A 13959-nucleotide genomic window follows, 5' to 3' on the forward strand; every position below is an offset into this window, starting at 1 on the left:
AAGGAGAGATTCCGCGCATGCCGACGACCGCAGATCGTGAACTGTTTTCTCCGATGACGATCGGAGCCATCGACGTCGCCAACCGCGTTGCGATGGCACCGCTGACGCGCTCGCGTGCCGACATGCAGGGCGTCCATTCGCATCTCGCCGTCGAGTACTATCGGCAGCGTGCCTCAGCCGGCCTCATCATCACCGAGGCGACCAACATCTCCCGGCAAGGCCGGGGTTATGCCTTCACGCCGGGCCTCTACACGGAGGCGCAGGCCGAGGCCTGGAGGCCCGTGACCTCGGCCGTGCACGAGGCCGGCGGGCGGATCGTCTGCCAGCTCTGGCATGTCGGGCGCATGTCGCATGTCAGCCTTCAGGAGAACGGCGAGGCGCCCGTTTCGGCCTCGGCCATCCAGGCGGGCGAACTGGTCTTCCTCGAGAGTCGCACGCAGGCACCCCCCTCCATGCCGCGCGCGCTCCGGACCGACGAGATCCCGGGTCTGATCGACGACTACCGGCGCGCCGCGTCCCTGGCGAAGCAGGCGGGCTTCGACGGGGTCGAGGTGCATTCGGCGAACTGCTACCTGCTCGACCAGTTCATCCGCGACAGCACGAACCGGAGGACGGACCGCTACGGTGGCTCGATCGAGAACCGCACGCGGCTTCCCATCGAGGTCGTCTCGGCGGTGGCGGAGGTCTGGGGTGCCGACCGCGTCGGCCTGCGGCTCTCGCCGATGACGCGGGCCGTCGGCGACACCCCGCTCGACAGCGACCCGCAGGCGACCTACGGCCATCTCGCCCGGAGACTGGGAGAGCTCGGACTGGCCTATCTGCACTGCGTCGAGGGGCAGACGCGCGGGCCGAACGGATCGTCCGCCTTCGACTACAAGGCGCTGCACGCCGCGTTCGGCGGGGCCTACATCGCCAATAACGGCTATGACCGGCAGCACGCGATCGAGGCGGTCGCGTCCGGCTACGCGGACATGATCGCCTTCGGCCGCCCCTTTATCGGCAATCCCGACCTGGTCGAACGGCTGCGCCGCGAGGCCCCTCTGGCGGAGGCCGACCCGGCGACGTTCTACGGGGGCGGTGCCGAGGGTTATACCGACTATCCGACCTTGGATCATGCGGCCGTCGCTTGATCGAGAAGGCGTCAGGCCAGGGAGACCGGCCAGCCTGCGTCGCTCCCGGGTCTCGCCTCGCCGGCGAGGCGGGCTCGCGCGGCCCTGAGATCGGGCGTGTCGAGCGCCGCGTCGAACTCCTCGACGAACGCCGCGAGGGCTGCCCGGCCGCCATACCGGTCATCCAGCGCGGCGAGGCTCGTCGCGGCCCGCAAGCGCCACGTCGCCGCTCCCTGGCTGCCGGCCAGTTCCATCGCCTGCCGGAAGTGCCGCGCCGCGTCCGGCTCGCCATCGGTACCGGCGGAGGCGAGCAGGATCTCGCCCCTGATCCGCAGCAGTTCCGGCCGGCACCAGAGTTCGCCGCCGCGCTCGGAGGCGGAGAGCGCGGCATCGATGCGAGCGAGCGCGTCCGGAAGGCGGCCGTGCGCCGCGAGTCCGCTCGCCAGCGAGCCCAGATAGGCCGGGCGCCGCATCCGGAAGCCGATCTCCCCCATCTCGACGAGGGCATCCTCGAGCCGGTGCAGTCCGCCCGCATCGCCCCGGCGGATGCTCACGATCGCTTCGAGGCCATCGGCAATGACCCGCCAGATCCGCATGGCATGATGCGCGACGTGGGGACCGAGCCGGGCGAGACCGCGCTCGGCCTCATCAAGATCGCCGCCATGGAGCGCGATCGGGATCACCGTATGCGCCAGGGCGTTCGTGAGGGCGAAGGCGTGGCCGCCGGCATCGGCCTCGACCAGCGCGCGCCGCGATTCTGCGACGGCGCGATCCGGTCGGCCCTGGAGCCACAGTATGTTCGCGAGCGTTCCCCGCGCCGCGACGAGACCGTGATCTTCCAGCCGCCTGCCGGGAGCGTCACGGCGCGCCGCACGGGCCAGCAGGCGCTCCGCTGCATCGCGCGCCTCGTCGAGACGGCCGAGATAGCGGAGCGAGGTGGCCGTAGAGCGATCGACGGCCGCGACGGCGGCGTGATCGCGGCCGGCAGCCGCCAGCGTCCTGATGCGCTGCGTCAAGGCGAACGAGGCGCGGTGATCGCCGACCCAGGTCTTGAAATCGCACAAGCCCCAGAGCGCCCGCAACTGGCCATCGAGGTCGGACATTCGTTCGGCGCGGGCGAGCGACCCGCTCCACAACTCCGCGATCCGCGCGGTCGGACCCTCGACCTGCAGCAGGGCGGCGGCGAGCGACGCCCGCAGCGCACTCTCGTCCCGGCCTTCCGGACCGTCGGAGGGTGCGACCGTCGCGAGCGACCGCTCGCACGCCTCGATCCGCTCCTGGAGCAGCGAGAGGGTGTCCCACACCCCGAGCGCCTCGGCCGCCAGCCTTCGACCGAGGGCGGGATCGCGTCGGTCGGTCAGGCACCAGTCGAGAGCGGCGCGGACGTTGTGGACCAGCACCAGGAGATCTTCGGACAGGTCGGAGGCCGGCTGCGCGCTCCTCCGTGCCGCGACGCCGCGACATTGCGCCAAACAAAGCTCCGCGTGCCGCCGACGGACCGCATCGCCCTCGCCGCTCTCGGCGAGACGCCGCAATCCATAGCCCCGCGTCGTGTCGAGAAGCCGGTATCGCGGCGATCGTCCAGGGACCGCGACGACCAGCGACTTGGCGACGAGATCGGCCAGATGGCCCATGCACCCGCTCTCGGTCCCGCCAGACGGTCCACCGACCGCGAGCGCCGCCTCGAGCGGGAAGACGCCGTGAAAGACGCAGAGCCGTCGAAACAGGGCCTGCTCTTCCGCCGACAGCAATCCGTGGCTCCAGTCCAGCGTCGCGGTCAGGCCCCGATGGCGGGAATGGCCCGCCCGCCGGCCGTCGTCCAGGATGTCCAGGCGCTCGTTCAGCACGCGAAGGAGGCCGCGGAGCCCGAAAGCCCCGACCCGCGTCGCGGCGAGTTCCAGGGCCAGCGGCAGCCCGTCGAGGCGACGACAGATCTCGACGACCGTCGGTGCGTCGTCGTCCTGGAGGCCGAAGCCCGGAGCGGCCGCCACCGCGCGCGCGACGAACAGCGCGACGGCCGGGACAGTCAGAACCTCTCTCGCTTCCAGCGTTCCGGACGCCGCCGGAACCACCAAGGGTCGGAGGTGATGCACGGCCTCGTCCGCGATCCGGAGCGGCTCCCGGCTCGTGGCCAGCACGTGGATTCCGGGTGCGGCAGTGGCGAGCAGTGTGGCCAGGCGAGCCGCCTGATCGAGGGAGTTCTCGCAGCCATCGAGGACGAGCAGGCACTGCCGATACGCGAGAGCCGCTGTCAGTGCAGCCTGAGGATCGTCCGCATGGATGGCGATGCCCATCTCCTGGGCGATCGCGCTCGCGAGGTACCGGTCGCTGTCGATGACGCACAGGTCGACCATCCAGATTCCATCCCGGAAGTGCTCGACGGCACCGTGCCCCACCGCCACGGCCAGGCTGGTCTTGCCGACACCGCCGGGGCCGGTGATCGTCATCAGCGGTCGCTGCAGCACCTTCGTCGAGATCTCGGTCAGATCCTCCGATCGGCCGAGCAGGTCCGCCGGTCTCGGAAGGTTGTGGCGCCGGGCTGCTGCCGGGATCGGCCAGGGGGTCAGGTCGACGGGCGCGACGAAGCGGTACCCTTGCCCGCTCACCGTCGCGATGAAGCGCGTCTCCGGTTCCAGCGCTTCGAGCGCCCGCCGGATCGCCGCGATGTTGACCTTCAGATTGGATTCGTCGACCGTCGTCCGCGGCCATGCACGCTTGCTGAGATCTTCTTTGCTGACGACCTGTCCTGCGCGTTCGACGAGCGCGGTCAGGATCTCCATGGGTCGTCCCCCAAGCCGTACGATCTTTTCGCCTCGCCTGAGCCGCTGCTCGGACGGGCTCAGGACGAAATCGCCGAAGATGTAGCGGACGGCTCTGCCTTCTCGTGTAGCCATTCAGCTGTCGCTATCGCCTGCCTATCCAAACTCGGAGACGGCAATCTTGCTAAGCTGCCGGTTGATGCACCGCCGTCACGTCGTCAAGCCCCCCAGGCGCCCGCCCGGTCGACCCGCCCGAAAGTGTCCATTCCGGTCCTGTGGTCCGATCTTCGGACGATCCGTTCCGACAACCCGATCACCGGCCCGCGCGATGGAGCCGGAGGCTCCACAGGCGTGAGCGAAGCCGGAATCCGCACTGCAAAGCAATCCATCGGATTTCGCGTGACACCTGTCCAGTCGTGGCTGCGATGCCGAGATGCCTGGAAGCGGACGTTGCGAGACTCCGCGTCGGATCAAGAGGTCGCCCTAACTCGACAGGGAAAATTCATTGACAAAACATCGTATACCGCGCGACATATTCATCTGCAATTCGTGTCGATGTCCATGGGTAACCTGATGAGATCCGCCATCACTGCTGTATTTCTCATCACGTCATGCTTTCTATTTCTGAAAACAAGCAATTCCAGCAGCGCACAAGAAGATTATCGTTCAAGCTGCAAGCCTCCGTTGAAATTCATGGCCGGAGCCTGTGTGACAGCTTGCTACGCAGGGTACGAGGACCGGGGCCGCTGGTGCGAGTTGCGACGGGGCGGTGGCAGCGGCGGAGGCTGACGATCGAGCAGGGAGCCATGCCGGTCCACTCGATGGCGGGATCTTGTACGGCTCCCGCCGGCGCGTCAGGCACTCTCGACGGTTCGCTCTCAGGGTCGTCGAGAGGCTCGCCGCGTGCCGCCGCGGCCGGCTCGAGGCTCGCTCGCTGCATGACCGCGGCCATGGTCCTCCTTGGCTGGGGTCCTCCTTGGCTGGCCGCGATCGCCCTCATCGACGACGAGGCCGCGTCGCTTGAGCAGCGTGTCGGCCTGCCCGGCGCACCACTCCTCCGTCTCGGACTGGCCTGCGCGCGGCTCGTCGCGATACTGGCTGATCCACCATGCCTGGAACGGCGCGGCCCTGTCGTAGGCCTTGCGCTCGCCCATGGACGGGCCTCTCGTCCGCCTTCCTACCGCGAGTTCGCAGTACGCCCGGTCGTACAGGCGCCCGCCCCGGGTGCCCCGTCGTCGGACCGCCTCACGCCGGCTGGGCGGCGAGTGCGGCGGCGAGCCGCTGGAGGCCCGGCTCGATCTGCTGCAGCGGGATCGCCGTGAAGCCGAGCCGGAGGTAACGGCGCCCTCGCGACGGGTCCATGAAGAAGATGTCGCCGGGCTCGATCAGCACACCCTCGTCCTGAAGCGTCCGGGCGAGGGCGCGGGCGTCGAGCCCGGGCGGGCCCTCGACCCAGAAGCTCTTCGCGCCGAAACCCCGACGAAAGATGCAGGCCGGCATCAGCCGCGGCGCGAGCTCGGCGATGAGGTCCGCACGCTGGCGCAGGATGTCCGCCGCGCGCGCGAGGTGGGTGCGGTAATGCCCGAGCGCGATGAAGGCGGCGAGGCTGCGCTGGTTGTTGGTGGGCGGGTGGCGCAGCATGAGGCGCCGCAGCGCCCGCAGCTCGTCGACGACCGGGGGCGGGGCGACGACGTAGCCGATGCGCAATCCCGGCGCGAGCACCTTCGAGAACGAGCCGACATGAATCACCCGCCCGTCGGCATCGAGGCTCTTGAGGCTCGGCAGGCCGCCCTCCGCCTCGGTGGACAGGTCGGCTTCGTAGTCGTCCTCGACCAGGACGACGTCGTTCTGCGCCGCGGCGGCGAGGAGCTCGCGGCGGCGCGACAGGGGCGTCACGGCCGTGGTCGGGCATTGGTGGCCGATCGTCACGAAGGCGACGTCGCAGGCGCGGAAATCGGCATCCGGCACGATTCCGCGGGCGTCGCGAACGAGCGACCTGATCCGCGGCGTGGCGAGCTCGACCATGTTGCGCGTGTCGGTGTAGCCCGGATCCTCGAGGCCGACGGTCGTCCGGCGGGCGACGAGAAGCTGGACCAGCAGCGACAGGGCGTGCTGCGAGCCGATCGTCACCATGATCTCGCCGGGGGCGGCGAGGATGCCGCGGCGCGGCAGCACCCGCAGGCGGAGCTGCTCGATCAGCGCGCGGTCGTCCTCGTCGACCCGATCGAAGCTCCAGCCGCTGATCTCCTTGACGCTGGAGGCCGCTTTGACGCTCTCCCGCCACGCCGCGACGGGAAACAGGCTCGGGTCGAACTGGCCGAACAGGAACGGGTAGGGATAGCGCACCCAGTCGCGCGGCTTGGTGATCTGGGGCAGGTGCGAGGGGCGTATCGCGAAGCGGCCCGACCAGATCTCCGCCGCCTCGGGCATGCCCGGTTCCGCGCCGGTCCCGGCCCCCGCCGCCGGCGCGACGAAGCAGCCGCTGCGGTCGCGGGAGACGAGGACGCCCGCGTCGACCAGCCCGTCATAGGCTGCCACGACGGTGTTGCGCGCGATTCCGAGCTCGGCCGCGAGGCTGCGGCTCGACGGAAGCCGCGCGCCGGGCGTCAGCAACCCGGCCGCGACGGCCTCGACGATCATCCGGCCGACCTGGATGCGCAGGGCCGGCTCGTCGCCGGACCGGCCCCCGAACAGCATCCGCCAGGCAATGTCGTTCGGCATGACGCCAGTAGATCACATCGGCGGGCGCCAGGAAGGTGCGGGGCCGGCTCCACTGCCGAATGAGTGGGCTCGCGCCATCGGAAAATGGCAGCAGGTGCCCGACAAAGCGGCGATGCCCGCGCCATTGGTCCAGACCGCGCCCAAACGGGGTCGAACTGGATCTTTCGGCACGGGGCCCGCCGGCCCTTCATAGGGGAGTTCCTGAGAGCCAAGGCTTCCACGAGGACCCGCGCATGACCATCGAGAACACCGTCACGGCGACCTGCGAGAGGTTCGGCAAGACGATCGTCAGGGGTGTCGGCGGCAGGATCGTCAACGGGACCGGCTGGACACTGGGCCTGTCCGCGCTCGTCGGGGTGATGGGTGCGGTGCTCGGCCCGCTCGCGTCCGCCATGGCCGCCGAGAAGACCGTCACCTTTGCCTATCAGGACATGATGACGCCGATCCGGGTCGTCATGGAGAGCGGCGACCTCGAGAAGCAGACCGGCTACAAGGTGAAGTGGGTCAAGTTCGGCGGCGGCGGCGACGTGATCCGCGCCATGGCCTCGGGCAACGTCGACATCGGCGAGGCGGGCTCCTCGCCGATCGCGGCAGCCGCCTCGCAGGGTCTGCCGATCAAGCTGTTCTGGATCCTCGACGACATCGGCGACGCCGAGCAGCTCGTCGCCCGCAAGGGCGCCGGCATCGCATCGATCAAGGACCTGAAGGGCAGGACGGTCGCCGTGCCGTTCGTCTCCACGGCCCATTATCAGCTGACCTTCGCGCTGCAGGAGGCGGGCCTGGGGCCCAAGGACGTCCGGGTCCTCAACATGCGCCCGCCGGAGATCGCGGCGGCCTGGGAGCGCGGCGACATCGACGCCGCCTTCATCTGGGCGCCGGTGCTGACGGGCCTGAAGAAGACCGGCACGGTGCTGGCCTCGGCCGGCGACTTCGCCGCCAAGGGCAAGGCGACCTTCGACGGGATCGTGGCGACGAACGCCTTCCTGGCCGCCCATCCCGACTTCGCCACGACCTTCGTCCGGCTGCTCGCCGCCGCCGACGCGGATTACGCCCGCAACGGCGCCTCCTGGACCGCCGGCTCGCCGCAGGTGGCGGCCATCGCCAAGTGGACCGGGGCCGCGCCCGCCGACGTGCCGGAGGGCCTCGCCGCCTACCGCTTCCCGACCCTCGAAGGGCAGGCCTCGGCGCAGTGGCTCGGCGGCGGTGCGGCGACCGCGCTGAAGTCGACGGCGGAATTCCTGAAGGCGCAGGGGCGCGTCCCCGACCTCGCACCCGATTACGGCGCCTTCGTCACCGCCGACGTGGTCAAGGCGGCCGCCGGGCGCTGACCCGCCCGCCCCCGATCGCTCCCCGCGCCGCCTCAAGGAGACTGCCATGCTGGAGATCGCCAAGCTCAGCGTCCAATACGGCGAGGGCGAGAGCGCGACCCTCGCCCTGTCCTGGATCGACCTGACGATCGAGCCGGGGGAGTTCGTGGTGGCGCTCGGCGCTTCGGGCTGCGGGAAGACGACGCTGCTCAACTGCATCGCCGGCTTCCAGCCGGCGACCGAAGGACGGATTCTCCTCGACGGGCGCCCGGTCACCGGGCCGGGGGCCGACCGCGGCGTGGTGTTCCAGCGCCACGCCCTGATGCCCTGGCTCGGCGTGCTGGAGAACGTCGCCTTCGGCCTGCGGATGCAGGGCGTGGCGAGGCCCGAGCGCGAGGCGCGGGCCCGCGCGATGCTCGACCTCGTCGGGCTTGCCGACTTCGCGGGGAAGCGGATCTACGAGCTCTCCGGCGGCATGCAGCAGCGCGTCGGCATTGCCCGGGCGCTCACCGCCGATCCGCGCATGCTGCTCATGGACGAGCCGCTCGGCGCGCTCGACGCCTTCACCCGCGAGCAGGTTCAGGAGCTGATCCTGTCGATCTGGGCGCGGACGCGGAAGATGGCGTTCTTCATCACGCACGAGGTCGAGGAGGCGATCTTCCTGGCGACCAAGCTCGTGATCATGACGCCCCGGCCGGGGCGCATCGCCGAGGTCATCCCGCTCGATTTCTGCCGCCGCTTCCTCGCCGGCGAGGAGGCCCGGGCGGTGAAGTCCAGCCCCGACTTCATCGCCATGCGCGAGCGGGTCCTGCGCTTCATCCACGACCACGGCGGGACGAGGACGGATCCCGAGACGAGCGATCCCGCACGGATCGAACCCGGCCAAGGAGCTGCCGCATGAGACCCGCCGCCCCCCATGCCCTTCCCATCCCTGCCGCCCCGGGCGAGGTCGCGACCGACACCCCCGATTCGGCGATGCACGCCCTGTCCTCGCTCCGGCGCCGCCGGGCCGCGATGCGCGGCAGCGCCCCCAAGATGCTGCTGGTCAGCCTCGCGACGGTGGCCGCCGCCCTCGCGGCCTGGGGCATCGCCACGCAGACCGGCCTCGTCAGGCCGCTGTTCCTGCCCCGGCCCGACAGCGTGCTGAAGGCCTTCGCGGACGCGGTGGACGGGCGCATCGACGGCGCGCCGCTCCTCGATCACGTCGCCATGAGCCTCCTGCGCGTCGCCGGCGCCTTCGTGCTCGCCGCCCTGATCGGGATCCCGGTCGGCCTCGCCACCGGCCTGAACCCGATCCTGCGCGCCGTCCTCGACCCCTTCATCGAGTTCTACCGGCCCCTGCCGCCGCTCGCCTACCTGCCCCTCGTCATCATCTGGTTCGGCATCGGCGAGACCTCGAAGATCCTGCTGATCTTCCTCGCCTGCTTCGCCCCCGTCGCGCTCGCGGCCCGGGCCGGGGTCGCGGCGGCGAGCGCCGACCAGATCAACGCCGCCCGGGCGCTCGGCGCCAGCCGCCTCCAGGTGGTGCGCCACGTCGTCCTGCCGGCGGCCCTGCCGGACATCCTGGTGGGGCTTCGCATCGGCATGGGCGTCGGCTGGACCACGCTCGTCGCCGCCGAGATGGTCGCGGCCTCGACCGGAATCGGCCAGATGGTGCTCAACGCCTCGAACTTCCTGCGCACCGACATCGTCATCATGGGCATCCTGGTCATCGGCGCGCTCGCCGGCGCCTTCGAGTTCGGGATGCGCCGGCTGGAACGGCGCCTCACCCCCTGGAAAGGCAAGGTGTGACCGGTCGCCCCGCCCGGGATCCGCGACATGTCCTTTCTCGCCACTCCCGCCTTCGCCTTCGCCGGCGTGACCTTCCTCGCGGCCGCGTTCCGGGGCGTCACCGGCTTCGGCTACAGCCTCATCGCGGCGCTCGGCCTGGGGCTGCTCCCCTCCGCGCAGGTCGGCATCCCGTTTCTCCTCGGGGCCGATCTCGTCCTGACGGCCCTGCTCCTCCTCGATCGCCGGGGCATCGCGGTGGATTGGTGGGTCCTGCGCCCGCTCCTCGCCGCCGGCCTCGCCGGCGCCGCCTGCGGCGGCCCCCTCGCGGTCGGCCTGGACGAGACGACGGCGCGGCTCGTCGTGACCGTGGCGGTGCTCGGGGCCGCTGGCGTCGCGCTGGTGCGCCGGCCACCGGCCTGGCTCGCCGACCGCCGCCTCGGCATCGCCGTCGCCTTCCTGGTCGGCGGGCTGATCAGCGCCTTCGCGGTCGGCGGTCCGCTGATCTCGGCCTGGCTGCTCGCCAGCGGCGCCGACCGCGGCCGGCTCAAGGGGGCGCTCGCGGTCTTCTTCGGCGCGGCGGACATCCTCGGGCTCGCCGGCCGCGGCCTCCTCGGGGCCATCGAGCCGGGTGTCTGGGACCTCGTCCTCCTCTACGGGATGCCGACGCTCCTGGGCTTCGGCGCCGGCACTCGGCTCTCGGCCCGCCTCTCCGCGGCGGCATGGCGCCGCCTCGCCTCGGGGGGCCTCGCCGGCATCGCCGCGACGGGTCTCGTCCAGGCCATCGTCACCCTCGGGCGCGGATAGGCACCGGGCCGTCCAGGAGCCGGGATCCGCCCTCCCTGTCGCCGTCATGCACCCGCTCGCCTTCGGAGTCCCTCATGTCGAAGATCGCTCTCGTCACCGGAGCCACCGCCGGCTTCGGCGACGCCATCGCCCGTCGTCTCGCCCGCGACGGCTGGCGCCTCGTGGTGACCGGCCGCCGCCGCGACCGGCTCGACGCCCTGGTGGCGGCGCTCGGCGGGAGCGAGCGCGCCCACCCGCTGGCCTTCGACATCCGCGACGAGGCCGCGACCCGGGACGCGCTCGCCGCGCTGCCGCCGGCCTTCGCGGAGATCTCGCTGCTCGTCAACAATGCGGGGCTCGCCCTCGGCACCGGGCCGGCGCAGGATTGCGACCTCGCCCAGTGGCGGACGATGATCGACACCAACGTCGTCGGCCTCGTCACGATCACCCGGCTTCTCCTCGACCGGCTGATCGCCGGTCGCGGCCTCGTCGTGAACCTCGCCTCGATCGCGTCGAACTGGCCCTATCCGGGCGGCAACGTGTACGGCGGGACCAAGGCCTTCGTCCGGCAGTTCTCGCTGGGGCTGCGCTGCGACCTCTCGGCGAAGGGCGTGCGGGTCACCTCCATCGAGCCCGGCCTGTCCGAGAGCGAGTTCACGCTGGTCCGCACCGGCGGAAGCCAGGCCGCCCACGATGCCCTCTACAAGGGCGCGCATCCGCTCCGGCCCGAGGACATCGCCGAGACCGTCGGCTGGGTCGCCTCGCTGCCCGGTCACGTCAACATCAACAGCGTGGAGATCATGCCGGTGACCCAGTCCTGGGCGCCCTTCGCGATCCAGCGCGACCCGGCGGCCTGAGACGAGATCCGATCACGATCCCGGGGGCCGCCGGCCGACCCGCACCTAAGCAGATTTCGCAAAGGCGGTTGCCGGTTTTGCGACAAAAATCTGCGGCAAAACAATGACCTGAGCGGACGAAGCGTTGGCTTGCCAACGCAAGGCTGCTTAGCCCCGCCTCTTCCGGAAGGAACCGCTCCATGAACCACATGCACCGCGCCAACGATCTGCGTCACGTCATCGAGGCCGACCGGGCCCATGTCTGGCACCACCTCTCGCAGCACAAGGCCTACGAGACCGCCGACCCGCGGGTGATGGTCGAGGGCAAGGGGATGCGGGTCTGGGACGCGACCGGCCGCGAATACCTCGACGCGGTCGCGGGCGGCGTCTGGACCGTCAATGTCGGCTACGGCCGCACCCGCATCGCCGACGCGGTGCGCGACCAGCTGGTCAAGCTCAACTACTTCGCCGGCTCCGCCGGCTCGGTGCCGGCCGCCCTGTTCTCCGAGCGGCTGATCGAGAAGATGCCCGGGATGAGCCGGGTCTACTATTCGAACTCGGGGTCGGAGGCGAACGAGAAGGTGTTCAAGATGGTGCGCCAGATCGCGCACCGGCACCATGGCGGGCGCAAGGCGAAGATCCTCTACCGCGAGCGCGACTATCACGGCACCACGATCGGGGCGCTCGCGGCGGCCGGCCAGGACCAGCGCCGCGACCAGTACGGACCGTTCCCGGACGGCTTCGTGATGGTGCCGCACTGCCTCGAATACCGCAGCCAGTGGGGTTCGGTGGAGAATTACGGCGAGAGGGCCGCCGACGCCATCGAGGCGGTGATCCTGCGCGAGGGGGCCGACAGCATCGGGGCGATCTGCCTCGAACCCGTCACCGCCGGCGGCGGCGTGATCACCCCGCCTCGGGGTTACTGGGAGAAGGTGCAGGACATCTGCCGCCGGCACGAGATCCTGATCCACATCGACGAAGTGGTCTGCGGCATGGGCCGCACCGGCGCCTGGTTCGGCTACCAGCATTACGGCGTGCAGCCGGATTTCGTGACGATGGCCAAGGGCGTGGCCTCGGGCTACGCGGCGATCGCCTGCACGACGACGACCGAGGCGGTGTTCTCGCTGTTCAAGGACGACGCCGCCGACCCGATGTCGTACTTTCGCGACATCTCGACCTTCGGCGGCTGCACCGCCGGCCCGGCCGCCGCGATCGAGAACATGCGGATCATCGAGGAAGAGGGCCTGCTCGAGAACACGGTGGCGATGGGCGAGCGGCTGATGGCCGGCCTCCACACCCTCTCCGAGCGCCACCCGGTCATCGGCGATGTGCGCGGCAAGGGGCTGTTCTGCGGCGCCGAGCTGGTGGCCGACCGCGCCACGAAGGAGCCGGCCGAGGAGAGGCGGGTCCAGGCTGTGGTGGCGGATTGCATGGCGCACGGCGTCATCATCGGTGCCACCAACCGCTCGCTGGCCGGGCTCAACAACACCCTGTGCCTGAGCCCGGCCCTGATCGCGACCCCGGACGACATCGACCGGATCGTCGCGGCGATCGACGCGGCGCTCGGGCGGGTCTTCGCCTGAAGCGCCGCGGGCCCGATCCGCGGGGTCTTGCCGGCGGTCTTCCAGAACGACCGTCGGCCCCGTGGGATTGCTCTTATACGGTTTTCGGACGATTCGTTCCGTAAAACCGTATCACCAGCCCGCGCGGCGCCTGAGCGAAGCCGATTTCCGCATTGCGAAGCAATCAATCGGAAATCGTATGAATTGATGTTTCTTGCCGCTTGATCCACGCAAAACGATCAAGCATCACGGAAACGGGGCAATCCCGGTTACACCGCTGGCGGGAGCTTGTATGGCTACCGTCGGCGCGTCAGACACTCTCACCAGTTTGCTCTCAGGGTCGTCGAGTGGCTCACCGCGTGCCGCGGCGCCCAGCTTGAGGCTCGCTCGCTGCATGACAGCGGCAAACGGCCCGCATGCGCTTGCCGCGATCACCCTCATCGACAACGAGGCCACGTCGCTTGAGCAGTGTGTCGGCCTGCTCGGCGCACCACTCCTCCATCTCCGACTGGCCTGCGCGCGGGGCTGGTCGCCTCCTGGATGAGGGCAGCGCCCAGGTTCGGCCGCAGCGACCAACCGGAAGGGCGCCTCGGCCACAGCGTCGCCGAGATCGACACGCCAGAACCCCTGCCGGCTGGGCTCGTCGCGATACTGGCTGATCCACCATGCGTGGAACGGCGCTGCCATGTCGTGGGCTTGGCGCTCGCTCAACGTCGTCGAGCCGCTTCCGAGGTTCGCCCAACGCTCCTCGAGTTCGGCGAGGGCGACGGCATGCCGGCGCTTGGGATCCTCAGGTTGCTTGGTGCCGAGGCTGATCTTCTCTTCGCGCTTGCCGCTCAGGGCGCGCAGATCGTCGGGCACACCCCTGCGCAGGTCGTAGGTGCCGGTCCTGGGATGCTCCAGGGACGCGTCGTCATCAGCGCCATTTGTACCACCCGTTTGCACCACCGGGCAGTCCCAAGATGCTGATTTCGCTGATCGCTTCGGAGGCTCAACCACTTAGCGAGTGGTTGGTGCCCAGGAGAGGATTGCGCCTTGCTGCCGCTAAGTGGCTGAAAACAAAGGGGATGAGGTGGACGCCCCTGCCCCTTTGTTGCACGGTCTGTAGCACG

Annotated in this window: 11 protein-coding genes; 7 read left to right on the plus strand and 4 right to left on the minus strand. The window is 70.1% G+C overall.

Features of this window, described 5'->3' with window-relative positions:
* Positions 1 to 17 precede the first annotated feature (17 nt).
* Positions 18 to 1130, plus strand: a complete 1113-nt coding sequence (locus EOE48_RS09490) for an alkene reductase (RefSeq protein WP_127728553.1) — start codon at positions 18 to 20, stop codon at positions 1128 to 1130.
* An 11-nt stretch (positions 1131 to 1141) separates the two neighbouring features.
* Here EOE48_RS09490 and EOE48_RS09495 read toward each other — a convergent pair whose 3' ends face one another.
* The 3 genes from EOE48_RS09495 to EOE48_RS09505 form a co-directional block, all read right to left on the minus strand.
* The gene (locus EOE48_RS09495; RefSeq protein WP_127728554.1) at positions 1142 to 4003 is read right to left on the minus strand and encodes an ATP-binding protein; all 2862 of its coding nucleotides are present in this window, start codon (positions 4001 to 4003) and stop codon (positions 1142 to 1144) included.
* Positions 4004 to 4746: 743 nt separating this feature from the next.
* Positions 4747 to 5022 carry a hypothetical protein gene (locus EOE48_RS09500; protein WP_127728555.1) on the minus strand — a complete coding sequence of 92 codons (276 nt, stop codon included), beginning with the start codon at positions 5020 to 5022 and terminating at the stop codon, positions 4747 to 4749.
* A gap of 91 nt (positions 5023 to 5113) precedes the next feature.
* Positions 5114 to 6589 carry an aminotransferase-like domain-containing protein gene (locus EOE48_RS09505; RefSeq protein WP_187371362.1) on the minus strand — a complete coding sequence of 492 codons (1476 nt, stop codon included), beginning with the start codon at positions 6587 to 6589 and terminating at the stop codon, positions 5114 to 5116.
* A gap of 233 nt (positions 6590 to 6822) precedes the next feature.
* On the opposite strand from EOE48_RS09505, the gene tauA reads away from it, so the two are divergent.
* The 6 genes from tauA to EOE48_RS09535 all read left to right on the plus strand — a co-directional run bounded on the left by tauA (position 6823) and on the right by EOE48_RS09535 (position 12868).
* Positions 6823 to 7917, plus strand: a complete 1095-nt coding sequence (gene tauA, locus EOE48_RS09510) for a taurine ABC transporter substrate-binding protein (protein ID WP_246154072.1) — start codon at positions 6823 to 6825, stop codon at positions 7915 to 7917.
* A gap of 46 nt (positions 7918 to 7963) precedes the next feature.
* Entirely contained in the window at positions 7964 to 8797 is an 834-nt protein-coding gene (locus EOE48_RS09515; RefSeq protein WP_127728556.1) for a taurine ABC transporter ATP-binding protein, read from the plus strand.
* A complete protein-coding gene (locus tag EOE48_RS09520) occupies positions 8794 to 9687 on the plus strand; it encodes an ABC transporter permease subunit (protein WP_127728557.1) in 894 nt (297 codons plus the stop codon). The genes EOE48_RS09515 and EOE48_RS09520 overlap by 4 nt, the downstream gene beginning before the upstream one ends.
* 27 nt (positions 9688 to 9714) lie before the next feature.
* Positions 9715 to 10470, plus strand: coding sequence for a TSUP family transporter (locus EOE48_RS09525; protein ID WP_127728558.1), 756 nt, complete (start codon positions 9715 to 9717; stop codon positions 10468 to 10470).
* A gap of 74 nt (positions 10471 to 10544) precedes the next feature.
* Positions 10545 to 11306, plus strand: coding sequence for an SDR family NAD(P)-dependent oxidoreductase (locus EOE48_RS09530; RefSeq protein ID WP_127728559.1), 762 nt, complete (start codon positions 10545 to 10547; stop codon positions 11304 to 11306).
* Between the two features lie 179 nt (positions 11307 to 11485).
* Positions 11486 to 12868, plus strand: coding sequence for an aminotransferase family protein (locus EOE48_RS09535; protein WP_127728560.1), 1383 nt, complete (start codon positions 11486 to 11488; stop codon positions 12866 to 12868).
* Between the two features lie 225 nt (positions 12869 to 13093).
* On the opposite strand, the gene EOE48_RS29135 is transcribed toward EOE48_RS09535, so the two are convergent.
* The gene (locus EOE48_RS29135) at positions 13094 to 13708 is read right to left on the minus strand and encodes a DUF6538 domain-containing protein (protein WP_187371363.1); all 615 of its coding nucleotides are present in this window, start codon (positions 13706 to 13708) and stop codon (positions 13094 to 13096) included.
* Positions 13709 to 13959: the final 251 nt, after the last annotated feature.

It is taken from the genome of Methylobacterium oryzihabitans (assembly GCF_004004555.2).
Lineage (GTDB): Bacteria > Pseudomonadota > Alphaproteobacteria > Rhizobiales > Beijerinckiaceae > Methylobacterium > Methylobacterium oryzihabitans.